This is a genomic window from Pseudomonas sp. NPDC089758 (assembly GCF_044748705.1).
Taxonomy (GTDB): Bacteria; Pseudomonadota; Gammaproteobacteria; order Pseudomonadales; family Pseudomonadaceae; genus Aquipseudomonas; species Aquipseudomonas putida_X.
Genome location: NZ_JBIVGN010000014.1, coordinates 65,847 through 87,532 on the forward strand (window position 1 = coordinate 65,847; position 21,686 = coordinate 87,532).

Genomic DNA, 21,686 nt, shown 5'->3' on the forward strand with positions numbered 1-21,686 from the left:
TCAGGCGTCGAGCACCAGGCGCGAAGAGCGCGCCCCTGAGACACACGGCGTGATCCATTCCCCTCTGCTGCGTTGAGCTTCGGTCAGGCACTCGTCACGGTGCTCTGGCGTGCCCTCGATGACCCGGCACATGCACGCGCCGCAAATGCCCATGCCGCACGAGATGGGCAGGTCCACCCCGACCCGCGCAGCGGCTTGCAACAGGCTCTCGCCCGTTTGTACCTGCACCTCATGCCCGCTCCGCTGCAACACCAGTGTGCAGCTGGAATGGGTTACGGCTGTGGGCTCGCCGGGCTTGAAGTGCTCGCGGTACAGGGCCGATGCTGGCCAGCCCTGGTTGAGAGCGGCGTGCTCCACACTGTCCATGAACCCTGCGGGCCCGCAGCAATACACGCTGGCGTGGGGCTGCCAAACGGGCAACAGCTCGCTCAAGGCTTGCTTGATCTGCGCAGCGCGCAAGCCGCTGAATACTTCGATGGGCAGGCCCTGGCGCTGGACCAGCGGCAGCGGGTGCGCATCACGGGTGAAATACAGCAGGCGCACCGCGCGCCCTTGTGCCAGGCATTGGCGGTACATCGGTAGCAGAGGCGTGATGCCGATGCCGGCCGCCAGCAATACCACTGAACCTGTCCCCGGTTGCAGGGCAAACTGGTTGCGCGGGGTGCCGACCTCGATCCGTGCACCCAGGCGCAGGTGCTCGTGCAGCCACTGTGAACCGCCGCGTGAGGCAGGCTCACGCTTGATACCTAGGTACAGATGGCCCTCTTCGGGCAGGCTGACCACCGAATACTGGCGGACCATGCCGTTGCCCAGGCGCAGGTCGACATGGGCGCCGGCCGCCCAGCTCAGCGGCAGCGGTGCGCCGCCCGGCGTGCCGAGCTCGACACCCAGCACGTCGTCAGCTTCCAGGCGCAAGGCGCGTACTTGCAATGAGGTCCAGCTCATGCGCGTACCCCCGCAGCGCGCTGCAGGCGCAGCACGGCCTCACGGGCCTGGCTACCGAGTTCGGCGAGGTCCAGGCCAGGGATCGTGTCGTTGTCCACGCTCAGGCGCCCACCTACCAACAAGGCCCGCAAGGTCGGACGGCCACCCCCCACCACGGGCGCAATGCCCGGGTCATGCAAGCCGAAGTACCGCGGCTGGTCCAGGCGGTAGACTGCCAGGTCCGCGGCCATGCCAACCTGCAGCGTGCCAAGGGCGTTCAGCCCCAGCACCTGAGCCCCACCGGCGGTGCCCCAACGCACCACGTCTTCCACGCTGGCGGCATGGGCGCCGCCTTCCAGCTCGCCGCCTGCATAGTCGGGCAACGCCCGCTCACCGGCCTTGGCCCGTTGCATCAGCCAGGCGGCGTGGGTTTCGCTGATCATGTCGCAGGCTTCGTTGGAGGCTGCGCCGTCGACACCAATCGAGATCGGCATGCCGGCCGCTTCCATCGCCAGGATATCGGCGATGCCGCTGCCCAAACGCCCGTTGCTTTGCGGGCAGTGGGCAATGCCGGTACCGGTAGCGCCCAGCAGGCGGATTTCCTCGCGGCTGAGCTTGACCAGATGAGCGAACCACACGTCAGCGCCGAGCCACTCGTGCTCTGCGCAAAACGCCACCGGAGACAGGTTGTAGCGGCGCTGCACCTCGTTCTGGTACTCCACCGTTTCGCTCAGGTGGCTGTGCAGGCGGATGCCCAGCTGGCGTGCAGCGCGGGCGGTTTCGCGCAGGTGCTCTGGCGGCATCGAGTAAGGCGGGCTGGTGGGCGCCATCACCACCCGGCGCCAGGCGTCGGGGGCAGGGTCGTGGTAGGTGCGCACCAGCCGTCCGACGTCATCAAGGTACTGTTCTAGGGTTTCCGGGCCGGCACTGGCGGTGCCTTCGGCCTGGCGCACCTGGGTTGCGCCGCCTCGGCACAGCACGAAACGCAGGCCTAGCCGCTCTGCCTCCTCGAACAGAATCTGCGCGCTATCAAAGGCCATGCCTGGCAGGTACAGGTAATGATGATCAGCGACCGTGCTGCAGCCGGAGCGGGCAAGCTCGACCAGGCCGATACGCGCGGCCAGGCGGAAGCTGTGCTCATCGAACAGGCCGCGGTAGCGATAGGGCACCGCGGCCAACCACGACCCCAGGCTGTGATCGATGCCAGCCGGGATCCCTTTGAGCAGTGATTGGAACAGATGATGATGGGTATTCACCCAACCTGGGTAAACCACGCAGTCGGTGGCGTCGAGCACTTGCTCTGCCGCCAGCGGTTGCAAAGCGCCAAGGGCGGCGATGCGCCCTTGGCTGATACGGATGTCCGGCCCGGCGTGGCGGGCGGCTGCGCCGGGCAGGCCGGTGAGGATGGCGCTGGCGTTGCGGATCAGCCAGCTGTCGGTAGGGTTCATGAGGGGCTCCAAGGGCTTAACCCAATTCACTTTCGTGCCAGTGGCGCAGGCTCAAACGTGCCAGCAGGGCCATCAGGCTGAACAATGCGACGCCGGTCAGGGCGATCAGCACCAGGGCGGCGAACAGCCGCGGAATATTGAGCTGAAAGCCCGCTTGCAGGATCTGGTACGCCAGCCCGGCGCCGGTGCCCCCGGTGCCGGCCACGAATTCGGCCACCACCGCGCCGATCAATGCCAGGCCACTGGCAATGCGCAGGCCGGCGAAGAAGCACGGCAGGGCACTGGGAATACGCAGGCGCAGCAGCACCTGCCAGCGGCTTGCGCGATTGAGGCGGAACAGGTTGAGCAGCCCCGGGTTGACGCTGCGCAGGCCCAGCACAGTGTTGGCGATGATCGGAAATACCGCCACCAGGGTGGCGCAGATCACCAGCGCCAGGGTGGTGTCGCTGCACCAGATGATGATCAGCGGTGCAATCGCCACCACTGGCGTCACCTGCAGCAATATCGCGTAGGGGAACAGGCTGGCTTCCACCAGCCGGCTCTGTACGAACACGAACGCGGCCAGGGTGCCGATGACCACTGCGAGGGCGAACGAGAGGAAGGTGATCTTCAGGGTCATCCACAGCGCAGCGAGCAGCATGGGCCCGTCGCTGATCAGCGTGCGGCCGATGTCGGCGGGTGATGGCACCAGGTAGACCGGTACTTGCCAGGCAATGCATGCCAGCTGCCAGAGGCCCAGCAGCACAGCGCCGACCAGCAGCGGCGAAGCGATGCGCAGCACCGTGGGGTTGTGTAGCCAGGGAGTAGAGTGTCGACTCATGTCAGGGCTCTCAAGTTGTGCTCTGAAGTTATGCGCTCAAGCAGGCTCGCCGTTGGCCTGGGCCAGCAGCCGGGACAGGTGGGCGCACTGCGCGATGAAGGCGGGGGAGGTGCGGTAGGCCTCATCCCGCTGCAGCGGGCCGTCGATGGGCACATCGGCGATCACCCGCCCGGGCCGGGCACCCATCACCACCACCCGCGATGACAGGTACACCGCCTCGAAGATGCTGTGGGTGACGAACACCACGGTCAGGTCGCGCTGGCCCCAGAGCTGGCGCAGGTCGCTGTCGAGCTTGTTACGGGTGAACTCGTCCAGGGCGCCGAACGGCTCGTCCATCAACAGCAGGTTGGGTTCGGTGGCCAACGCCCGGGCGATCGATGTGCGCATCTGCATGCCGCCCGACAACTCGCGGGGGTAGGCCTGGCCGAACGCGCCCAGGCCAACCAGCTCCAGCGCCGCCTGTACCTTGGGCTGGCTGTGGGCTTTGGGCATGCGGGCGAGGTCAAGCGGCAGGCGTACGTTGTCCTGCACCTTGGCCCAGGGCATCAAGGTCGCCTCCTGGAACACCATCGCCAGGCTACGCCCCGCACCGGTGCCCAATGGCTCGCTGCCTGGGGCATCCTTGCCCCACCAGCGCACGTGGCCTGCCGAGGGTTGTTCAAGGCCGGCGAACATTTTCAACAAGGTGCTTTTGCCGCAGCCTGACGGGCCCAGCAACGACACGAACTCGCCGCGCTGGATCGCCAGCTTGACGCGGTGCAGGGCGACGGTGCCGTTGCTGTAGGTCTTCTCGACCTGGTTGGCGAACAGCGGCGTATCGCCACCCAAGGCGTCGGCGTTGGGTGGCGCCTGCAGCTGGGCGCGGGTTTCGGATAGGGTCTGCATCAACATGGCGCTCTCCCAAAAGGTCATGAGCGGTTGCATATGCCCCGGCACACCGGGGCGCCGAACAGGCGGTCAGTGGCTGGCGAACACTTCGCTTTCGCCGTGGGCTTCGAGCAGGCCCAGCAGTTGCCGGCGGATCACCAGGCCTGGCTTGTCCGAGGGCATGTGCAGCTCCACACGCCGCCGGGTATCGACGCAGGCGTCCGGGTCGGTGGCCTCAAGGATGTCACGGTCTTCGGCGGTGATCGCCGCGTCCCAGTCGATCAGCGCCTGGGTCGGGCAGTCGGTCTCGCTGTCATTGCGATAGAGCCACTGCACCAGCATCAGCCGGCCGTCATCGATCGGTGTGGCGCAGTTGTAGATGATGTGGTGGATGCCGCTGTCCGGGTACATGCAGCCAAAGCGGCGGGAAAACGGCAGGTAGTAGCGGTTGACCAGGTGGCGCTCGGTGATCGGCGCACGGGTGCCGGTAATGGCGAAGCTTTCTTCAGGGTTGCGGATGGGCACGCGGGTCTCGGCTTCAAAGCCGTAGTCGGTTTCGCGAAAGTCATAGCTGGCCGGTTGCGGCTGGTCGAACAGGCCGAAGTTGGCTTTGTGCACGAAGGAAAAATGCGAGTTGTCGAACGAGTTCTCCATTACCCGCAGTGGGCTGGTTTTCCACTCTTCATAGAACTGGAAGATACGCCGGTAACCGGGGGCACCGTCTTCGGGGAAGTCGGGGATCGGCTGCAGCGGATCGTCCAGCGCGACCCAGGCATAGCCATACTTTTCCTGGCAATGGTAGGCCTTGACGGCTGCGCCCGGTGGTATCGCCCCCGTGGGGTTCTGCGGGATCTTCACGCAGGCGCCGCTGCAGTCATACTCCCAGCCGTGGTAGCCGCAGGCGATATTGCCGTCTTCGCTGACAAAGCCCTTGGATAGTTTGGCGGTGCGGTGGCAGCACCGGTCGCGCATCGCTACCGGGGTGCCGTCGGGGCGCTTCCAGAGGACCAGGGCTTCACCCAGCAAAGTGAAGGGTTTTGGTCCGTCGTCCAGCGCCGTCATGGGCAGCAGGGCGTACCAGAAGCGTCGCAATACAGGTTGTTTGGTGACCAGCATGATCCAGTTTCCTCACGGTATCGGTTGTTGTTACAAGGCTCAGCGGCTGGCCGCCTGGACGGTGTCGGGCTGCACATTCAGGCCTTGCACGAAGCGAGTGGTGTAGGCGTTCTGCCAAGGGGCCGCGGCGCCGAGCAGGCCGGCCTGGACCATGAAGTCGCGGGTGGCTTGCCAGCGGGCGTCATTCATCGTGCCAATGCCGTGGCTGGCCGCATCGCCCCCGGTGACCAGCTGGTATTGCTTGAGCGTCGAGACGCCCCAGGCCAGCAGTTCATCGCTCATGTTGGGGTTGTCGCGCTTGATCAGCGCATTGCCCGCCGCGGGGTTGGCCAGGTAGCGTTTCCAGCCTTCGAGCGAGGCGCGGACAAAACCGGCGACCCGCTCGGGATGCTGGTCGATGACGTCCTGGCGGGTGACCACGGTGGAGCCGTAGGGCGGGTAACCGGCATCGGCGAACAGGAAGAAGTTGGGTTTCTGGCCGGCCTTGATGGCCTGGAACAGTTCCGAGCTGGCGTAGGCCTGCTGGGTGGTGTCGGCGCCGGCGAGGAAGGGCTGCAGGTTGAAGGTGTAGGGCCGTGCCTGGTTGTCCTCGAGCTGGTACTTGCCCTTGAGCCAGGGCCACCAGGTTTGCTGGCCGGACGTAGAGACCAGCACCTGCTTGTTTTTCAGGCCGTCCAGGCCGTTGACATCGGCGTGCGTCATCAAGCCCTGCGGGTCACCCTGGAAGGGTGCAGCCACCGCGACCACCGGCAGCCCTTGCTCCACGCTCTTGAGGATCTGCAGGTCGTAGTTGACGATGAAGTCGGCTTGCTTGCTGACCAGCAACTGCATGCCGTTGACCTGTGGGCCGCCCATGCGGATGGACACATCCAGGCCTTCTTTTTCGTACAAGCCATCGGCCACGGCCTGGTAAAAGCCGCCCTGTTCTGCCTGGGCGTACCAAGAGGTGAGCAACACGACTTTGTCGTTGGCCATGGCCAGGGAGGCGCTGCTGAACACTGCTGCGCCCAGCAGCGAGCGAAGCGGGTAAGTCAAAGCAAAGCGGTTTTTCATGATTGTTCTCCACCTCGATTCGAAATGCGCCAGGTGTTCGGGAACACGCCAGCGAGGACCGAGCGGAGAGAGAACGCAGCAAGAGGAGGGGGGCACAGCATGCAGCAGCCACGGCTGACACTTCTCTACTTGCCCAGGGCCGGCAGGCCTCGTGCAAATCATCCGCTCGGATGTACGCCCTATCCAAGGCGCAAGAGCAATGCCCCATGCCATGTCTGGCACTGACCGCTTCTACTCGAAGGCAGCTCAAGCCAGAAGCGTGCCAATGTGCGGCGACCGCCAAAAACGGGCTGTTCAGGTGCAGGTAGGTGTTGCCAGGTCAGGACAGTGATCCGGGAAGGTGCAGGGCAGGACTGCCGGGCGCCATTAGAGTGCGCAATCCATGGGTGGCCTGGTACTCAGTAATCCCCTAAATTGGCCACAATAACTGATCTAGACTGTATTCGATCAGTTGGCACGCGCCCTGCTATGGCACAGTCGAGTAGAAGCGGTCAGTGCCAGAGATGGCATGGGACATTGCTCTGGCGGCAGCACGCCGCACACCCGGCAAGGGTGGCGCCACGGTTTGCATCGTGGCCAGAGGAGAGGTCCGTCCGCTGAATCCCTTGCTGGTGAACCTCACCGACCTCGACCCAAGGGATGCCCATGAAACTCACCCCTCTTGCCTGCCTTAGCTACTGCTTCCTGCCCCTCTGTGCCCTGGCCAGTTCCGGCGCCCAGGCCGGCCCGCTGATGTGGTACGACAATAGCCTGAGCTACCTCTACGGCCACAATTACAAAGTCGACGGCACCGGCAACGACATCCAGCAGACCGTCACCTTCGAACACGCCAGCGGTTGGAGCTGGGGGGATGTGTTTCTGTTCGTCGACAACAAATGGTCCAACGGGTTGTCGGGCAATGACGGCCATACCTACTACGGTGAATTCTCTCCGCGGTTATCGCTGGGTAAGGTCAGCGGACAGAACCTGCGCTTTGGCATCGTCAAGGATGTACTGATCGCCGCCACCTACGAGCGTGGCGAGGGGCGTAATCGCAAGTACCTGCTGGGGCCTGCCGTGGACTTGATTATCCCGGGGTTCGATCGCTTTTCGTTCAATACCTATTACCGCAAGCCCGACGGGATTACCGGCAAGGCGTCAGGGCAATGGCAGATCAACCCGACCTGGGCGATGACCCTACCGCTGGGGCGGTCGGACATTCTGTTCGATGGTTACCTGGAGTGGTACGTGAATGACGTGGGCAGCAAGGGTACGTCGGATTACGTGGCCAAGAGCTTCCACTTCAATCCGCAGGTCAAATACGACGTTGGCAAGGCCCTCGGGCACACGCCGAAGCGGTTGTATGCGGGGCTCGAATGGGATTACTGGTCGGACAAGTATGGGATCGAGGACAGCCACGGGTTTCCGACGGATCAGAATGCGGTGAGTGTACTGGTCAAGGTGCATTTCTGAGAAAACATATTAGGATTGTGGCGTATCCCTTTGTTTATAAATGAGTATTGCATCGAGCGCAGCACGGGCTGCGCTCGAAGCTCACGAGCGCCAAACCGATAATGTTCGATTATCGGGCGCTAACGCCCTTCATGCACTCAACCTTCTGATCAACATGCCGAACGTAATGGGTAGTACATCCCACTGCCATCCGGATACGTCCCCATGCGCCTGCGCCATCTCAACATCGCTACTCGCTCTTACCTGAGTTTCAGCCTGATCGCTGCACTGGTCGTAGTGCTCGGGCTGTTTTCCATCAACAAGATCTCCAGCATGCGCGAAGCGGTGGTGTATACCGAGCAGGTGACCAACGTCGGCACCCGCTACCTGGGCGAAGTGCGCAGCCACATGCTGGGCCTGCGCATCATCACCATGCGCATGGCCATCGCCCGTGAGCCCGCCCAGCTGGCACCGACCCTGGCGCGCCTGGAGGTGCTCAAAGGCCTGCTCGACAAGGGTGTAGAGGGCTACGGTGCAGTATTGCCAGCGGCGGGCAAACCGGCCTTTACCGAGATGCAGCACCTGATCGACGAATACCGTGTGCTGCTCGACCAGTACAAGGCGTTGTCCGAGCAAAACCAGGTAGCCCAGATGCAGGCGATGCTCAGTGGCGCCATGCAGGACATTTCCAACCGAATCGGTGAGCTATACGACAACCTGGTCAAGATCAGCAGCGACACCGCCGAACAGCACACCGCCCACGCCCGCGCTGAGTACCAGAGTGCCCTGTACCTGACCTTCGGTGTGCTTGGCCTGGTGCTGGTGCTGACCATTGGCCTTGCCTGGTTGCTGACCCGCAGTATCGTCAGCCCGCTGCGTGAAGCCATCGACGTGGCACAGAACATTGCCCAGGGCGACCTCTCCCACACCGTGCATGCCACTGGCCGCGACGAGGCGACCCAGTTGATGCATGCCCTGGCGGCGATGCAGGCCAGCCTGAAGGACGCCCTGCGGCTGATCGGCGATTCCTCCCATCAGCTGGCTGCGGCCAGTGAACAGATGTCGGCGATTACCCAGCAAACCTCCCGCGACCTCAACCGGCAGAACGACGAGATCCAGCAAGCGGCGACTGCCGTGACGCAGATGAGCGTGGCGGTGGAAGAGGTGGCGCGTAATACCGTGAGCACCTCTGAAATCTCCCGTCAGTCCGAAGACGCGGCGCGGCGCGGTCGTCAGCGGGTGGGCGAGGCGATCAGTTCGATCGGCAAGATGAGCCAGGATGTACATGAGGCGTCGCGGCAGATCGAAGCGCTGGCGGTGCAGTCGCAGGAAGTGGGCAAGGTACTCGACGTGATCGGCGCCATTGCCGGGCAGACCAACTTGCTGGCGCTCAACGCCGCGATCGAGGCGGCGAGGGCGGGTGAAGCGGGGCGCGGCTTTGCCGTGGTGGCAGATGAAGTCCGCGCGCTGGCAGCGCGTACCCAGACCTCGACACTGGAGATCGAGGAAATGATCAACGCCATTCGCAGCGGCACGGCGCGCGTGGTGGAGTCGATGCACAGCAACAGCCAGCAGGTGGGGCATACCCTGCAGGTGGCTGAGTTAGCCGGGCAGGCACTGGATGAGATCACCGATGGCGCGACCACCATCCACGAGCGCAATATGGTGGTGGCCAGTGCCACTGAAGAACAGGCACAAGTGGCTCGAGAAGTCGATCGTAACCTGTTGAATATTCGGGAACTTGCCGTGCAGACCTCTGAGGGCGCGGACCAGATCAGCACGGCGAGCCAGGAGCTGGCCAGCTTGTCGATCGGCTTGAACGGGATGATGAAGCGTTTTCAGCTCTGACAACCGAGGGATGATGGTCGACATGAGTCGAACCATATGCTGACCCTCTGGTCAGGATATTTACCTATCCAGCACTAGAGAGGTCAGCATGCACACGTACAACCTGACGTACCTGTTCAAGGGCGAACCGCGTGAACACCGTTTCGAGCTCAAGCAGCACGGGCTTTCGCTTCATGAAGCCGCGTTGCATTTGATTGTGTTGCATTACGGGGATGGCGAAAACAGCCTGGTGATGCCAGCTGCAGATGCCTCCCCGACGGAGATCCTGCAGCAGGCCAAATCGCTTGAGATAACCCAAGTCGAAGTACATCCAGGCGAGTAAGCGTGGTCGGCGGGTTGCGCGCGTGCAGGCTGCTCAGCCTGCCTTCAAGCCGGCCAACTGCTGCTGAAGCTCGGCCAGCAACCGCCGACCCGCCGCTTCCACCAGGTCCCCGTACTGAGCGATGGCATTACACTCCCGGCAGGTGACAATCGATTTTCTGTGGAGCCTGCCGGGCTTTACCAAATCTTGCCCACCGCACTTGAGGCATTTCAGGGTGACACTCATGATCTTCCTCTCCATGGAACACGCGCAGGATCCTTCACTGCGTTTTTGTCGCGGCTGGCAATGATGATGCGGTACATGGAGTGGTCAAGTGGGTAAAACGTTCATTCCGAAAGCAATTTAAGCAGAGCGGGCCCTTCAAAAGTTGCCAGGGAACGTCTTGCGCGTCACCAAGCCCCAACAGAACCGGAGATCGCGAAGTGATTGACCATCTGGACCACCTGGTACTGACCACCGTCGATGTCGATGCATGCAAAGACTTCTATGGCCGCGTGCTCGGCATGCGCCTGGAAACCTTCGGCCAAGGACGCTTGGCGTTCTGCTACGGCAATCAGAAGATCAATGTACATGTGCGGGGGCATGAGTTCGAGCCCAAAGCTCATCTGCCTGTTCCAGGCGCATTGGACCTGTGCTTCATCGCCAGTGTCAGCCTGGAAGCGGTCATCGCGCAGCTGGAACGTCAGCGTTGGCCGATCATCGAGGGGCCGATTCAGCGAACCGGTGCGACCGGGCCTATCCGTTCCGTGTACGTGCGCGACCCGGATCTCAATCTGATCGAGATTTCCGAGCAGTTGTGACAAAAGCTGGCAATGGGCGTTACAGGCGTCACCAAGCGTGACAAGAGGCGCGCCCGGCAAGCCGGCGCAGAAGGCTGAAAAGGCGGGCTGGTATATCGCAGTACGACGGCGCCACGGCGGCAATGGGCTTCTCGGCCCCTTCGCCGCCAGGCGGATACAGGCAGCAGCTTACTTGATCAGCGGCACGCCACTGAGCTTCTGCAACTCGTCGAAGTCGATGTCAGCGCAGATCTCTACCACTTTCAGGCCGTCGGAGGTCACTTCCAGCACAGCCAGGTCGGTGTAGATGCGGCTGACGCAGCCGATACCGGTCAGCGGATACGTGCACTCAGGCACGATCTTGCTTTCGCCCGTCTTGGTCAGGTGGTCCATCATCACGAACACCTGGCGCGCGCCGGTAGCCAGGTCCATCGCGCCGCCTACGGCCGGGATCGAACCCTCAGCGCCGGTGTGCCAGTTGGCCAGGTCACCTTTGACCGACACCTGGAAGGCGCCCAGAACGGCGATGTCCAGGTGGCCGCCACGCATCATCGAGAAGGAGTCGGCGTGGTGGAAGAACGCACCACCGGTGAGCAGGGTCACGTGCTGCTTGCCGGCGTTGATCAGGTCATCGTCTTCCTCGCCCGGCGCGGGGCTCGGGCCCATGCCCAGCAAGCCGTTTTCGCTGTGCAGAAACACTTCCTTGTCGCCCAGGTAGTTGGCCACCAGCGTTGGCGCGCCAATGCCCAGATTCACATACGCGCCTTCCTGGATGTCTGCGGCCACGCGCTGGGCCATCTGGGTGCGGGAAAGTTTTGTGGTAATGGTCATGGCAGGCCTCAGACAGCGTTGGCGATCGAAGAAGCAGCAGCGCCGGTAACGGCGACCACGCGCTGCACGAAGATGCCCGGGGTGATGATGTGTTCCGGGTCCAGTTCACCGAGTTCGACGATCTGGTCGACCTGAGCGATGGCGGTCTTGGCCGCCATGGCCATGATCGGGCCGAAGTTACGCGCCGCCTTGCGGTAGATCAGGTTGCCCCAACGGTCACCCTTGTACGCCTTGATCAGCGCGAAGTCGGCGTGCAACGGCATTTCCAGCACGTACTGGCGACCATCGATCTCGCGGGTTTCCTTGCCTTCGGACAGCAGCGTGCCGTAGCCGGTCGGCGAGAAGAATGCACCGATGCCCGAGCCTGCTGCACGGATACGTTCGGCCAGGTTGCCTTGCGGCACCACTTCCAGCTCGATCTTGCCGGCCCGATACAGTTCGTCGAAGACGTAGGAGTCGGACTGGCGTGGGAAGGAGCAGACCACCTTGCGCACGCTGCCGGCCTTGAGCAGGGCGGCAAGGCCAATCTCGCCATTGCCGGCGTTGTTGCTGATGATGGTCAGGTCGCGAGTACCGGTATCGATCAGCGCATCGATCAGCTCGGACGGCATGCCGGCAGTGCCAAAACCACCGACCATGATGGTCGACCCGTCTGTGATTCCTTCCACCGCGCTGGCGATGGACTCATATGTTTTATTGATCAAAGCGAGCTCCTGGTTGTTCCTGGAGTATGGGTTGTGGGCCTGCCTGGCGCGCCCTTTGAACAGGGGGCCAGCCAGCGCTTGGGACATGTTTGCTGCATGTGCTAAGCGTGCCGCAAGATCGGGCACAAGTAGAGAGGGGGGAAGCGGATGGTGTGCGATTATCGAACCATTGTGCGATCTGCGGGCGGGGCTGTTACCCCTGTGGGCCATGCCGCGGAGCAATGCGCTGGACTATAGCTGAGTTCCTGCATGGCTGCGGACCGGGCGCGGCCTGACGCCGCTATACCATGGCTACAACCCAGGGCTCAGGGCACGCTGGGCGAGGACGCAGCTGATCTTTCCGCGCTCAGGCGCAGTTCTGCAATATCGCGCTTTGGCGGCGTGCCGAACTGGCGCCCGTATTCACGGCTGAACTGCGAGGGGCTTTCGTAGCCGACCTTGAAGGCCGCGGTGGCGGCATCCAGATGCTCGTTGAGCATCAGCCGTTTCGCCTCGTTCAACCGCAGCCATTTCTGGTATTGCAGCGGGCTCATGGCGGTCAGCTGACGGAAATGCTGGTGGAAGGTCGAGAGCCCCATCTGCACCTGGGAGGCGAGCTCCTCCACCCGCAGCGGCGCGGCGTAGTTCAGTTTCATCCAGTCGATGGCCTTGGCGATTCGGTGCCCCTTGCTGCCCACGCTAGCGATATGGCGCAGCAGCGGGGCCTGGTCACTCAGCAGCAACCGGTAGTGGATTTCCCGCTGAATGAGCGGCCAGAGCACAGGTATGGCGTCGGGCTCCTCCAGCAGTTCGATCAGGCGGGTGAAGCTCTGCAGTAACTTCGGGCCCAACTCACCGACTCCAGCGCTGGTGTGAAAGGACTGGCCACTCACTGGCAGGCGACCATCTTGTGCGATCAATTCCGCCAGTGTGCGCAGGTCCAGCTTGAACACCAGGCCCAGGCAAGGGGCCAGCTCGCTGGCCATGGTCACCGCCGAATTCGCCGGGATGTTCAGCGAGGTGACGAGAAAGCGGGATGTGTCGTAGGGGAAGGCCTGGCTACCGATGACCATCTCCTTGGCGCCCTGCACCACCAGCACGATACTCGGCTCGAGGATACAGGTAATCGGTGGGGCGGTTACGTTACGTCGGTAGACGCTGAGGTCTGCGATTTGAGTCGTGAAATCGCCAGCCGTGGGCGCGTGCGCGCCGATCACCTTGCACAGCTTGGCCATGGGTTTCGTTGAGGAGGGCGGTGGCAGCGTGGCAGGCATAGGAAGCTTCCGATCATCGTGTGAAAAACATTACGGGCGCAGTGCCTCCTCTGTCCATGCCCAGTCGCTAGGTGCTGGAGAATCAGGCAATAAAACTACCCGTTTGCTCTATTGATGAAGCGGTACGTGCGACGAAGATGGCTACTGGCGAAGGGGCCAGCGTGCTCAGCCGAGCAGGCCCCTCGCACCCATTCCATTTCGAGCAGACAAGCATGCGTGCGTTGAAGACTTTGTTCCTAGCGTTTGCCTTGATGGCCAGCTCATTCACTGCGGGAGCCGCCGATATGTCCCATGAAGCCGACAATTTCTACAAGAGTGACCAGGTGTCACGCGAACGGGTTTCCTTCAAGAATCAGTTTCAGATGACGACGGTCGGGAACCTGTTCGTTCCTCAAACCCTTGAGCGCGGAACCCGTTACCCCGCGATCATCGTCGGCCATCCGATGGGCGCCGTTAAGGAACAGAGCGCGAATCTGTACGCCCAGAAGCTGGCAGAGCAGGGCTTCGTCACCTTGGCCATCGATCTATCGTTCTGGGGTGAAAGTGGAGGGCGTCCGCGCAACCTGGTATCCCCGGATATCTACGCCGAAGACTTCAGTGCGGCGGTTGACTATCTTGGCGCTCAGGGATTCGTCGATCGCAATCGCATCGGTGTGCTGGGCATCTGCGGCAGTGGCAGCTTTGCCATCAGTGCGGCGAAGATTGATCCGCGGATGAAAGCCATTGCTACGGTCAGCATGTACGACATGGGCGGCGCCAATCGCAACGGCCTCAAGCATGCGGTAACGGTCGAGCAGCGCAAGAAGGCCATAGCTCAAGCAGCAGCTCAGCGGGATGTCGAGTTTGCCGGCGGTGACACCTTGTACACCAGTGGAACGGTCGACAAGCTGACCGAGCATTCCAACGCCATTGAGCGTGAGTTCTACGACTTTTACCGCACGCCTCGGGGCGAGTTCACCCCCAAAGGGTTGTCGCCGCTTTTGACGACACATCCCACACTGACCAGTAATGTCAGGTTCATGAACTTCTACCCGTTCAATGACATCGAGACAATCTCGCCACGCCCAATGTTGTTCATCGCGGGGGAGGACGCCCACTCCCGGGAGTTCAGTGAAGAGGCGTATCGCCTTGCCGGCGAACCCAAGCAACTGGTGATCGTGCCGGGTGCTGGCCACGTCGACCTCTATGACCGCGTCGCATTGATCCCCTTTGGCAAGCTGACGGCATTCTTCAGCGAACACCTCAAATAACCAGCACCACTGCCAGGCCCAGCCTCTCTCGGCTGGGCGTAGGTACCTGCGTCTTTGCAATGGGTAGACCGAGTCCGTTATGAGTAGCTCAGCAACATACCTTCACCACACAAGCCGTCAGGTCTGGAGCGCAGTCCTGGCAATGTCACTGTGTGCGTTCGCCCTGGTGGCTTCGGAGTTCCTGCCAGTGAGCTTGCTCACGCCGATTGCGGCCGATTTGTCACTGACTGAAGGCCAGGCAGGGCAGGCCATTGCCATCTCCGGTTTGTTTGCCGTGATCACCAGCCTGATGCTGGCCCCCCTGACTCAGGGTATCGACCGCAAGCCTGTACTGCTGGCCACAACCGCGCTGATGCTAGCTTCCGGGGGGATGGTGGCCTTTGCCCCGAACTACCTGACATTGATGGTGGGGCGGGCGGTGTTAGGCGTCGCCATTGGTGGGTACTGGTCGATGTCCACAGCGGTGATGATGCGCATCGCACCCGCACCGCTGGTTCCCAAGGCTATTGCCCTGATGCAGGGCGGTACCGCTTTGGCGACGGCAATCGCGGCGCCCGTTGGAAGCTACCTGGGGGGCATGATTGGCTGGAGAGGCGCGTTCGTGTGTGTCTTGCCCTTGGCCGCGCTGGCGTTGATGTGGCAAGCCTTCACGCTGCCTGCGATGCCGAGCGAACGCAAGGCCGCGCCAGCCACCGCAACCTTGCGTTTGCTGGCAGACTCCAGGGTCGCGCTCGGCATGGCGGCCGTGGCTTGCCTCTTCATGGGGCAGTTCACACTGTTCACCTATCTGCGGCCCTTCCTGGAAACGGTCACCCGTGTGGACGTGCCCACCCTCTCGCTTGTGCTTCTGGTCACCGGTACCGCAGGGCTGGTCGGTACCATGGTCGTTGGCGCGCTCGTTGGTCGACACCTGAATCGGGTGCTGCTGGGCGTACCCTTGATCATGACTGCCATCGCTTTCGCCGTGATCATGGTCGGTAGTTGGGTCGTTCCAGTCGCTGTCTTGCTCGGTATCTGGGGGCTGATCTCTACCTGTGCCCCCGTGGGATGGTTCACCTGGTTGGCCAAAGCGATGCCGCACCAAGCGGAGGCTGGAGGCGGCTTGATGGTCGCAGTGATTCAGCTGGCCATCACTGCGGGGGCTACCGTGGGTGGCGTGCTGTATGACGGGTTCGGCTACCAAGCCACATTCGTCGCCAGCGGCGTGCTCTTGCTGGCAGCAACCGTGCTAAGTGCTGCCACTAATCGCACACTCCCATGTACAAGCCGTACGCTACAGGGAACAAGCCAGTGAGACGATGCACTGGGGCATGGCCACAGATCAAGCCGGCCGAGAATGGACCCCATGCGATCGCTTTGACGCTACTTTGTTCTTCCACCAGCCTCTGAGGTTCATGAGGCAGAGCACGACCTGCAATACGATCAAAGCCCATGCCTGGGCATGCAAGCCCCAGATCGACCACAGCAGGTTGCTGGCGATGAAGCAGCAGAACCCCACTTTACGCCGGCCTGGGCGGCGCGAGCCGATGCACCAGGCCGCCACCACCGTCACAGCCATGGCAGGCCATTCCAATAAACCGATCCAGTCTTCCATCGGGCACAATCCAAATCATTCAATCAAGGCCATGCCTTCGACGGTCATGGCCATTTCCCTTGCGCGAGCTCCCGGCGTAGGCAGTGGCTTGTGATAGTGGACCAGGCCGAACACACCACAGCTCGCGCCGTTATTACTGACCGGGAGCAGAACAGCAAACACTGCTGTTCATGCGCTGGGCAGCTACGCGAAACTCAGCCTGCCAATGCTTTGATCAATCGCTCATTGAAGGCAGGAATATCGTCCGGCTGGCGGCTGCTGATCAGGTTGCCATCGACCACCACCTGTTCATCTACCCACGTGCCGCCGGCGTTGCGAATATCATCCTGCAAGGTCTTGTAGCTGGTCATCCGCTTGCCTTTGACCAACCCACTCGATATCAGCAACCAGGCACCGTGGCAGATGACCGCCAGGAGTCTGCCGGCAGCGTCATGGCTTTTGACCAGCTGTTGCGCGCCAGGGATCAAGCGAATGGTGTCGGAGTTCTGAACGCCGCCGGGCAGCACCAGGGCATCGTAAAGATCGACCTGGGCATTGTCGAAAGTCGTATCCACGGTGAATTCGTCGGCGGGCTTGTCATGGTTCCAGCCTCGGACCGTACCTTCTTTCTCACCCAGGATGTCGACTACCGCGCCGCTCTTTTCCAAAGCCTCACGGGGGCCGGTCAGTTCCACCTGCTCGAAGCCGTCAGTGACCAGAAAGGCCACGCGCTTACCGCTCAGTTGTGCATTCATCATTCATCTCCTTTACCAATAAACCTTCAATAGGGGCCCGCCATGGCGAGCAAAGTTCCTGCTCGATGCTCAGCGGTGTGCTCAGCGGCGCCTGCGTGGCGAGCGGGTGGCGGCGAGCCCGGCGATGACACCGACGGCTGCCGCAACCACCCACAGGGTCATGTTGCCGTTGCTGGATTTCCAGCCTCCCTCCACGCTGCGCCGGTCACTGGTTGGCTCGAACAGGTTGCCGGCGGTGATCTGTGCACTGGGGCTGCGGTTCAACGCCCTGCGTGTCAGCCACCCTGTGACCAGCGCCAGGCGCGGCACGAGGTAGCTCGCCAGGTGGGCAAGGCGGGCGGCAGTGCCAACGGTGGTGTGGGCGCGAGGGGAAATAGCGCTGGCCACCATGGCCTTGGCTACCTGCTGCGGGTCGTAGATCGGCCCGGGCGGTGTGAGCGCATGGCCGGTGTAATTGCCACCATCCCTGAAGCCCGGGGTGTCCATGACCGCTGGATAAATGTCGCAGACGTGGATGCCCGGGAACTCGGTCAATTCGCCGCGCAGCGCCTCGGTCAGCCCGCGCAGGCCGAACTTGCTCGCCGAATAGGCCGCCGCGTAGGGTTGGGCGATCCAGCTTCCCAGTGACAGGGTGTTGATGAGAATGCCGCTGCGTTGGGCCTTGAAATAGGGCAGGGCCACGTAGGCGCCACGCAGGTAACCGATCAGGTCGGTCTGAATGACCTGTTCGTGTGCTTGCAGCGGTGTTTGCTCAAAGTTGCCCACCGCGCCAACGCCGGCGTTATTGACCCAGATATCGATCCGTCCGTGGCCAAATTCGGCAGCCTGTGTGGCCAGCGCCTGCACCTGGTCGCTGCGGGTAACGTCGGTGACGATCGCCACGGCGTCTGTGCCACAGTCGGTGCATTCATCCAGCACATCGAACAAGGCTTGCTCATCGCGTGCAGCGAGCACCAACCGCGCACCGGTGCAAGCGAATGCATGCGCCGCGGCCCTGCCTATCCCACTGGAAGCGCCGGTGATGACCACGACCTTGCCGCGCAACGGGCCCTTTCCGGGGGTAGGGGCCGCGGGGTGGGCAGGTTCTGGGGCCTGCTCGAGGTTGTCGGTAGGTGCGAGGGTGGCGCTGGCGGGTATCTTCGAGAGCTGCAGGGCCGTGCCGTCGATCAGCACCAGCTTCATGCCCTCGATGGTGCCCGCCACCCGGTCCGGGAAAACGGGTTCACCCTGCGCATCCAGGCTGTCATAGAGGAATTTCGTCCCTTCGAGCCAGCCTACTGCCGTGAGCAGCTCGGGGCCGAGGTAATACTTACCGTCCTGAAAAAACCCAGGGAACTGATGAGCGCGCTCGACGTTCTCCACGCAGTAGCGTTCGCCTGGTTTCATGCCTGTCGCTTGATCGATCATGGTTCGAACCCCTTCGGTCAAAGGCCAGCAATCGCTTGGCGTTTGCTGTGTTCGTCGGACTCTGCGAGGCACAAGCCCCAATGTGGAGTGACTAAGCAAATGAAGCCGGCAGAGGCAGCAAAGTTCAGAGCAAGCGGCAGGCGGCGTTACCAAGGCAATAGCGCGAATGTGGATGGCTTGAACTTGCCAGATCTTCAGGCGGTCCACCGTCACTCAAGAATGGAAAAGGGAGTGAGGATGTCGACACCTGGCAAGCTCCGGACGCGTGCAACAGTGCTCTGCTTTCGCAGTGGCCGACTGTTGTTGGTGCGCCGTAAATCGCGTGGGTGGAATTTCCCAGGTGGCAGCGTCAAGCCGCATGAGTGCCCCCTCAGTGCTGCCGTTCGTGAACTGCAGGAAGAAACGGGTATTCGCCGGCAGCGCCTGGTACAGCTGTGTACGGTCCGTGCCGGTCGCATTGTCCATCACATCTTTACCTTGCAGATCGATGAACGAGACCGGCCTGTGCCGCAGAACGAAATCGTGGCGTGCAAGTGGGTACAGCGCCGCAAGCTGGGACCGTCCCGGCTAGGGCCCGCAGCTGCTGAACTGCTGGCGCGCAAGCTTCCGGCCTTGGTCGCTTGATTGGAGAAAGTAGCGCTGTAGCTCGGCAAATGATGCCCGAGGGTTGGGCACTAAGCCGGTGAATCTCCTTGTTTCAGGCGCGCCACGTTACAGGCCAGCCACTCCATCCGGCCCGATGGTGCAAGTGCCCGGCGCGTGCAAACCCAACGGCTCATTTCCAGACAAAGCCATTACTTCAAGGTGGCAGTTGACCTGAACCGGTTTTGATGGTCATCTGCGCGCCTGTTTCAGGTGCCCCCTGCCGCCGTGCATGGGGTGAAACGGGAAGCCGGTTCGTCATCCTCGCGATGATCAGTCCGGCGCTGCCCCCGCAACGGTATGCGAGCGAAGTATTCGACACACCACTGTGCCTCGGCATGGGAAGGTGAATGCTTCATGACCCTCGCGAGCCCGGAGACCGGCCTGAAGCACAGTTTGGCAAACCCGCGGTGGGCGGGCGCAGGCCGGTTTCCGTGGGCGTGCGCGCCTGCGCGTTCCCCATGCGTTGTTCCCTCCGGGATTCTTTCATTCCTGCTGCAAGTGGAAAGACATGTCCCGTTTCTCGCTTTTCAGTTCTCTGCCAGGCACGTTGATGCGTGCAAGCCTGGTGCCTTGTGTTTTCATCACCGTCCCGGCGCACGGCGCCGAAGCTGACCAGGCGCTGGCGTTACCGGCTACCGCCATTACAGGCACCCTCGGGCAAGACACCCAACCGGATCTGCATACCCCCAGCACCAGTGGTTCGCGCCTGAACCTCACACCCCTGGAAACGCCTGCGAGCGTCACCAGTATCAGCGCCGAGCAGATTCAAGCCCGCAACAACAACACCGTCCAGGATGCAGTGACGCGCTCGCCCGGCATCACCTTCATCGGTACCCCCGGCAACGGCGGCACGGCGCTCTCGGCTCGAGGGTTTACCGGACACAGTTCCACCATGCAGCTGTACGACGGCACCCGGCTGTACGTGGGCGCCGGCACCGTCACCTTTCCTGTGGACACCTGGTCGGTCGAGCGCATCGATGTGCTGCGCGGCCCGGCATCGGTGCTCTATGGCGAGGGTGCCACGGGCGCGGTCATCAACGTGGTGCCGAAAAAGCCCTTCGAGGGGGAAGTGCGCAACCATGTACGCTTGGGCTATGGCTCCAACGATCGTCGGCAGGTGGCGCTGGACAGCGGCGGCTCGCTGACCGATACGCTGAGATACCGACTGAACCTCAACAAGCTTGCCAGTAACGGCTGGGTCGACCGCGGTGAATCAGAAAGCATCGCCGTCAGCGGCGCGTTGCACTGGCAACCGAATGACGACCTCAGCGTCACCCTCAGCCACGATTACGGTGATCAGGACCCACAGCAGTACTTCGGTACACCTCTGGTCAACGGGCATTACCAGGAGTCGATACGCGACCACAATTACAACGTCGATAACGCCGAGGTCCACTACAACGACCAGTCCACGCGGCTGGTCACTGACTGGGTGATCAGCGACAACCTCACCGCCAGCAATCAGTTGTACTTCCTCAAGGCTCAGCGCCGCTGGCGCAATGCCGAGAGCTATACCTGGCTGCCGGGTGGTCAGGTGCAGCGCAGCAACTTCATCAGCATCAAGCAGGTCCAGGAGCAGATCGGCGATCGCCAGTCGTTTACCTTGCAGCATTCGCTGTTCGGGCTGGACAGCCAGACGGTGGTCGGCGCCGACTACAACTCGATCCGGTTCGTGCGCAAGCATGACTTCGGCAACACCCACACCGATACCGTGCCGCTGTCCGGTTCGGGTGGCGGCGACTACATCAGCACTGACCCCTACCGCTCGCGCGAAGCCAACCAGGCCAAGCAGTTCTCGTTGTTCGCCGAAAACCGTACGCAGCTTACCGAGCGGTTGTCGTTGATTACCGGGGTGCGGCGTGACCAGGTGCACCTGGACCGTGAAGATCTGGATACCGATACCCGGTCGGATCGCAGCCTGAGTGGCGACAACTGGCGAGCGGGCCTGGTGTTCGCGCTTAACCAGGACCTCTCGGTCTACGGCCAGTACGCCACCAGCACCGAGGGCGTCAGCAACCTGCTGACGCTCAGCGCCGCGCAACAAAGCTGGGACCTGAGCACCGCCAAACAGACCGAGGTGGGCATCAAGCAGATGCTGCCTGAGGGCCGTGGCGAGTGGACCCTGGCGGCCTACCACATCGTCAAGAAGAAGCTGCTCAGCACCGATCCGCTCAACCCGACGGTGCAACAACAGATCGGCCAGCAGTCTTCGGACGGCATCGAAGCCACGCTGGAGCTACGCCTGCCGTACGATATGCAGCTTTCAGCCAACGCCGCCTGGGTGCGTGCCGAATACGACGAGTTTGCCAGCGGCAGCAACGACTACAGTGGCAACCGGCCCGTCAACGTACCGCGGCGTTCGGCCAACCTGTGGTTGAGCAAGGACTTCGGTCAGCGCTTCAGCGCCGGGGCAGGGGCGCGTTATGTCGACAGCCGCTATGGCGATAACGCCAACACCGTGCAGGTGCCGAGCTACACCGTGGTCGATGCCAACGTCGACTGGCATGTCCAACCTGATCTCACGCTGGGCCTGCAATTGAACAATCTGTTCGACCGCCAGTACGCCACCACCACAGACAACAACGGCCTGCAGTGGTACCTGGGCGAGCCGCGTTCGTTCTTCGTGACGGCTGACTACAGCTTCTGACGGGGCCGCCACC

General features: G+C 62.3%; 21 protein-coding genes and 1 riboswitch. Of the genes, 8 read left to right on the forward strand and 13 right to left on the reverse strand.

Annotated features, from left to right (window positions below):
- From ACIPZH_RS18695 to ACIPZH_RS18720, 6 genes are all read right to left on the reverse strand, one after another.
- Window positions 1-945 (reverse strand): PDR/VanB family oxidoreductase, encoded by a 945-nt coding sequence (locus ACIPZH_RS18695; protein ID WP_400637281.1) that lies wholly within the window; start codon window positions 943-945, stop codon window positions 1-3.
- A complete protein-coding gene (locus tag ACIPZH_RS18700) occupies window positions 942-2,372 on the reverse strand; it encodes an amidohydrolase family protein (RefSeq protein WP_400637283.1) in 1,431 nt (476 codons plus the stop codon). The genes ACIPZH_RS18695 and ACIPZH_RS18700 overlap by 4 nt, the downstream gene beginning before the upstream one ends.
- Window positions 2,373-2,388: 16 nt before the next feature.
- Window positions 2,389-3,117, reverse strand: coding sequence for an ABC transporter permease (locus ACIPZH_RS18705; protein ID WP_400637365.1), 729 nt, complete (start codon window positions 3,115-3,117; stop codon window positions 2,389-2,391).
- A 111-nt stretch (window positions 3,118-3,228) separates the two neighbouring features.
- Entirely contained in the window at window positions 3,229-4,083 is an 855-nt protein-coding gene (locus ACIPZH_RS18710; RefSeq protein WP_400637285.1) for an ABC transporter ATP-binding protein, read from the reverse strand.
- Between the two features lie 66 nt (window positions 4,084-4,149).
- Window positions 4,150-5,175 carry an aromatic ring-hydroxylating dioxygenase subunit alpha gene (locus tag ACIPZH_RS18715; RefSeq protein WP_241806908.1) on the reverse strand — a complete coding sequence of 342 codons (1,026 nt, stop codon included), beginning with the start codon at window positions 5,173-5,175 and terminating at the stop codon, window positions 4,150-4,152.
- A gap of 39 nt (window positions 5,176-5,214) precedes the next feature.
- Entirely contained in the window at window positions 5,215-6,228 is a 1,014-nt protein-coding gene (locus ACIPZH_RS18720; protein ID WP_400637287.1) for an ABC transporter substrate-binding protein, read from the reverse strand.
- Between the two features lie 645 nt (window positions 6,229-6,873).
- On the opposite strand from ACIPZH_RS18720, the gene ACIPZH_RS18725 reads away from it, so the two are divergent.
- The 3 genes from ACIPZH_RS18725 (at window position 6,874) to ACIPZH_RS18735 (ending at window position 9,829) form a co-directional block, all read left to right on the forward strand.
- On the forward strand, window positions 6,874-7,680 hold the full coding sequence (locus tag ACIPZH_RS18725) for an outer membrane protein OmpK (RefSeq protein ID WP_400637289.1): 807 nt from the start codon (window positions 6,874-6,876) through the stop codon (window positions 7,678-7,680).
- A 204-nt stretch (window positions 7,681-7,884) separates the two neighbouring features.
- Window positions 7,885-9,507, forward strand: coding sequence for a methyl-accepting chemotaxis protein (locus ACIPZH_RS18730; RefSeq protein ID WP_400637291.1), 1,623 nt, complete (start codon window positions 7,885-7,887; stop codon window positions 9,505-9,507).
- An 88-nt stretch (window positions 9,508-9,595) separates the two neighbouring features.
- Entirely contained in the window at window positions 9,596-9,829 is a 234-nt protein-coding gene (locus tag ACIPZH_RS18735; protein ID WP_400637293.1) for a hypothetical protein, read from the forward strand.
- A 33-nt stretch (window positions 9,830-9,862) separates the two neighbouring features.
- On the opposite strand, the gene ACIPZH_RS18740 is transcribed toward ACIPZH_RS18735, so the two are convergent.
- On the reverse strand, window positions 9,863-10,054 hold the full coding sequence (locus ACIPZH_RS18740) for a hypothetical protein (RefSeq protein ID WP_241806913.1): 192 nt from the start codon (window positions 10,052-10,054) through the stop codon (window positions 9,863-9,865).
- A 197-nt stretch (window positions 10,055-10,251) separates the two neighbouring features.
- On the opposite strand from ACIPZH_RS18740, the gene ACIPZH_RS18745 reads away from it, so the two are divergent.
- Complete coding sequence (locus tag ACIPZH_RS18745; RefSeq protein ID WP_267823670.1) at window positions 10,252-10,629, forward strand: VOC family protein; 378 nt, start codon at window positions 10,252-10,254, stop codon at window positions 10,627-10,629.
- Window positions 10,630-10,797: 168 nt separating this feature from the next.
- Here ACIPZH_RS18745 and ACIPZH_RS18750 read toward each other — a convergent pair whose 3' ends face one another.
- From ACIPZH_RS18750 to ACIPZH_RS18760, 3 genes are all read right to left on the reverse strand, one after another.
- Window positions 10,798-11,439, reverse strand: a complete 642-nt coding sequence (locus ACIPZH_RS18750; RefSeq protein WP_241806915.1) for a 3-oxoacid CoA-transferase subunit B — start codon at window positions 11,437-11,439, stop codon at window positions 10,798-10,800.
- Between the two features lie 8 nt (window positions 11,440-11,447).
- Window positions 11,448-12,143: a 3-oxoacid CoA-transferase subunit A gene (locus tag ACIPZH_RS18755; protein WP_039601534.1), complete on the reverse strand. Its 696-nt coding sequence runs from the start codon at window positions 12,141-12,143 to the stop codon at window positions 11,448-11,450.
- A 305-nt stretch (window positions 12,144-12,448) separates the two neighbouring features.
- A complete protein-coding gene (locus ACIPZH_RS18760) occupies window positions 12,449-13,357 on the reverse strand; it encodes an AraC family transcriptional regulator N-terminal domain-containing protein (RefSeq protein ID WP_400637294.1) in 909 nt (302 codons plus the stop codon).
- A 260-nt stretch (window positions 13,358-13,617) separates the two neighbouring features.
- Here ACIPZH_RS18760 and ACIPZH_RS18765 point away from each other — a divergent pair, with 260 nt between their 5' ends.
- Window positions 13,618-14,646 (forward strand): alpha/beta hydrolase, encoded by a 1,029-nt coding sequence (locus ACIPZH_RS18765; protein WP_372490484.1) that lies wholly within the window; start codon window positions 13,618-13,620, stop codon window positions 14,644-14,646.
- Window positions 14,647-14,725: 79 nt separating this feature from the next.
- Window positions 14,726-15,940, forward strand: a complete 1,215-nt coding sequence (locus ACIPZH_RS18770; RefSeq protein WP_400637296.1) for an MFS transporter — start codon at window positions 14,726-14,728, stop codon at window positions 15,938-15,940.
- Window positions 15,941-15,967: 27 nt separating this feature from the next.
- Here ACIPZH_RS18770 and ACIPZH_RS18775 read toward each other — a convergent pair whose 3' ends face one another.
- The 3 genes from ACIPZH_RS18775 to ACIPZH_RS18785 form a co-directional block, all read right to left on the reverse strand.
- Window positions 15,968-16,240: a hypothetical protein gene (locus tag ACIPZH_RS18775; protein ID WP_400637298.1), complete on the reverse strand. Its 273-nt coding sequence runs from the start codon at window positions 16,238-16,240 to the stop codon at window positions 15,968-15,970.
- A gap of 194 nt (window positions 16,241-16,434) precedes the next feature.
- Window positions 16,435-16,974, reverse strand: coding sequence for a type 1 glutamine amidotransferase domain-containing protein (locus ACIPZH_RS18780; protein WP_400637299.1), 540 nt, complete (start codon window positions 16,972-16,974; stop codon window positions 16,435-16,437).
- 81 nt (window positions 16,975-17,055) lie between these two features.
- Window positions 17,056-18,381, reverse strand: a complete 1,326-nt coding sequence (locus tag ACIPZH_RS18785) for an SDR family oxidoreductase (RefSeq protein WP_400637300.1) — start codon at window positions 18,379-18,381, stop codon at window positions 17,056-17,058.
- Between the two features lie 237 nt (window positions 18,382-18,618).
- Here ACIPZH_RS18785 and ACIPZH_RS18790 point away from each other — a divergent pair, with 237 nt between their 5' ends.
- Together ACIPZH_RS18790 and ACIPZH_RS18795 are read left to right on the forward strand one after the other, a co-directional pair.
- A complete protein-coding gene (locus tag ACIPZH_RS18790; protein ID WP_241806918.1) occupies window positions 18,619-19,005 on the forward strand; it encodes an NUDIX domain-containing protein in 387 nt (128 codons plus the stop codon).
- Window positions 19,006-19,217: 212 nt separating this feature from the next.
- Window positions 19,218-19,426, forward strand: a riboswitch (cobalamin riboswitch).
- 108 nt (window positions 19,427-19,534) lie between these two features.
- A complete protein-coding gene (locus ACIPZH_RS18795; RefSeq protein ID WP_400637302.1) occupies window positions 19,535-21,673 on the forward strand; it encodes a TonB-dependent receptor in 2,139 nt (712 codons plus the stop codon).
- Window positions 21,674-21,686 lie beyond the last annotated feature (13 nt).

Bases quoted from the DNA above. Each gene is read 5' to 3' on its own strand.
- ACIPZH_RS18740 (WP_241806913.1), bottom strand. From the start codon at position 10,054: ATGAGTGTCACCCTGAAATGCCTCAAGTGCGGTGGGCAAGATTTGGTA.
- ACIPZH_RS18730 (WP_400637291.1), top strand. From the start codon at position 7,885: ATGCGCCTGCGCCATCTCAACATCGCTACTCGCTCTTACCTGAGTTTC.
- ACIPZH_RS18780 (WP_400637299.1), bottom strand. From the start codon at position 16,974: ATGAATGCACAACTGAGCGGTAAGCGCGTGGCCTTTCTGGTCACTGAC.
- ACIPZH_RS18695 (WP_400637281.1), bottom strand. From the start codon at position 945: ATGAGCTGGACCTCATTGCAAGTACGCGCCTTGCGCCTGGAAGCTGAC.
- ACIPZH_RS18795 (WP_400637302.1), top strand. From the start codon at position 19,535: ATGTCCCGTTTCTCGCTTTTCAGTTCTCTGCCAGGCACGTTGATGCGT.
- ACIPZH_RS18700 (WP_400637283.1), bottom strand. From the start codon at position 2,372: ATGAACCCTACCGACAGCTGGCTGATCCGCAACGCCAGCGCCATCCTC.
- ACIPZH_RS18710 (WP_400637285.1), bottom strand. From the start codon at position 4,083: ATGTTGATGCAGACCCTATCCGAAACCCGCGCCCAGCTGCAGGCGCCA.
- ACIPZH_RS18750 (WP_241806915.1), bottom strand. From the start codon at position 11,439: ATGACCATTACCACAAAACTTTCCCGCACCCAGATGGCCCAGCGCGTG.
- ACIPZH_RS18715 (WP_241806908.1), bottom strand. From the start codon at position 5,175: ATGCTGGTCACCAAACAACCTGTATTGCGACGCTTCTGGTACGCCCTG.
- ACIPZH_RS18760 (WP_400637294.1), bottom strand. From the start codon at position 13,357: ATGGCCAAGCTGTGCAAGGTGATCGGCGCGCACGCGCCCACGGCTGGC.
- ACIPZH_RS18720 (WP_400637287.1), bottom strand. From the start codon at position 6,228: ATGAAAAACCGCTTTGCTTTGACTTACCCGCTTCGCTCGCTGCTGGGC.
- ACIPZH_RS18785 (WP_400637300.1), bottom strand. From the start codon at position 18,381: ATGATCGATCAAGCGACAGGCATGAAACCAGGCGAACGCTACTGCGTG.
- ACIPZH_RS18770 (WP_400637296.1), top strand. From the start codon at position 14,726: ATGAGTAGCTCAGCAACATACCTTCACCACACAAGCCGTCAGGTCTGG.
- ACIPZH_RS18725 (WP_400637289.1), top strand. From the start codon at position 6,874: ATGAAACTCACCCCTCTTGCCTGCCTTAGCTACTGCTTCCTGCCCCTC.
- ACIPZH_RS18735 (WP_400637293.1), top strand. From the start codon at position 9,596: ATGCACACGTACAACCTGACGTACCTGTTCAAGGGCGAACCGCGTGAA.
- ACIPZH_RS18790 (WP_241806918.1), top strand. From the start codon at position 18,619: ATGTCGACACCTGGCAAGCTCCGGACGCGTGCAACAGTGCTCTGCTTT.
- ACIPZH_RS18775 (WP_400637298.1), bottom strand. From the start codon at position 16,240: ATGGAAGACTGGATCGGTTTATTGGAATGGCCTGCCATGGCTGTGACG.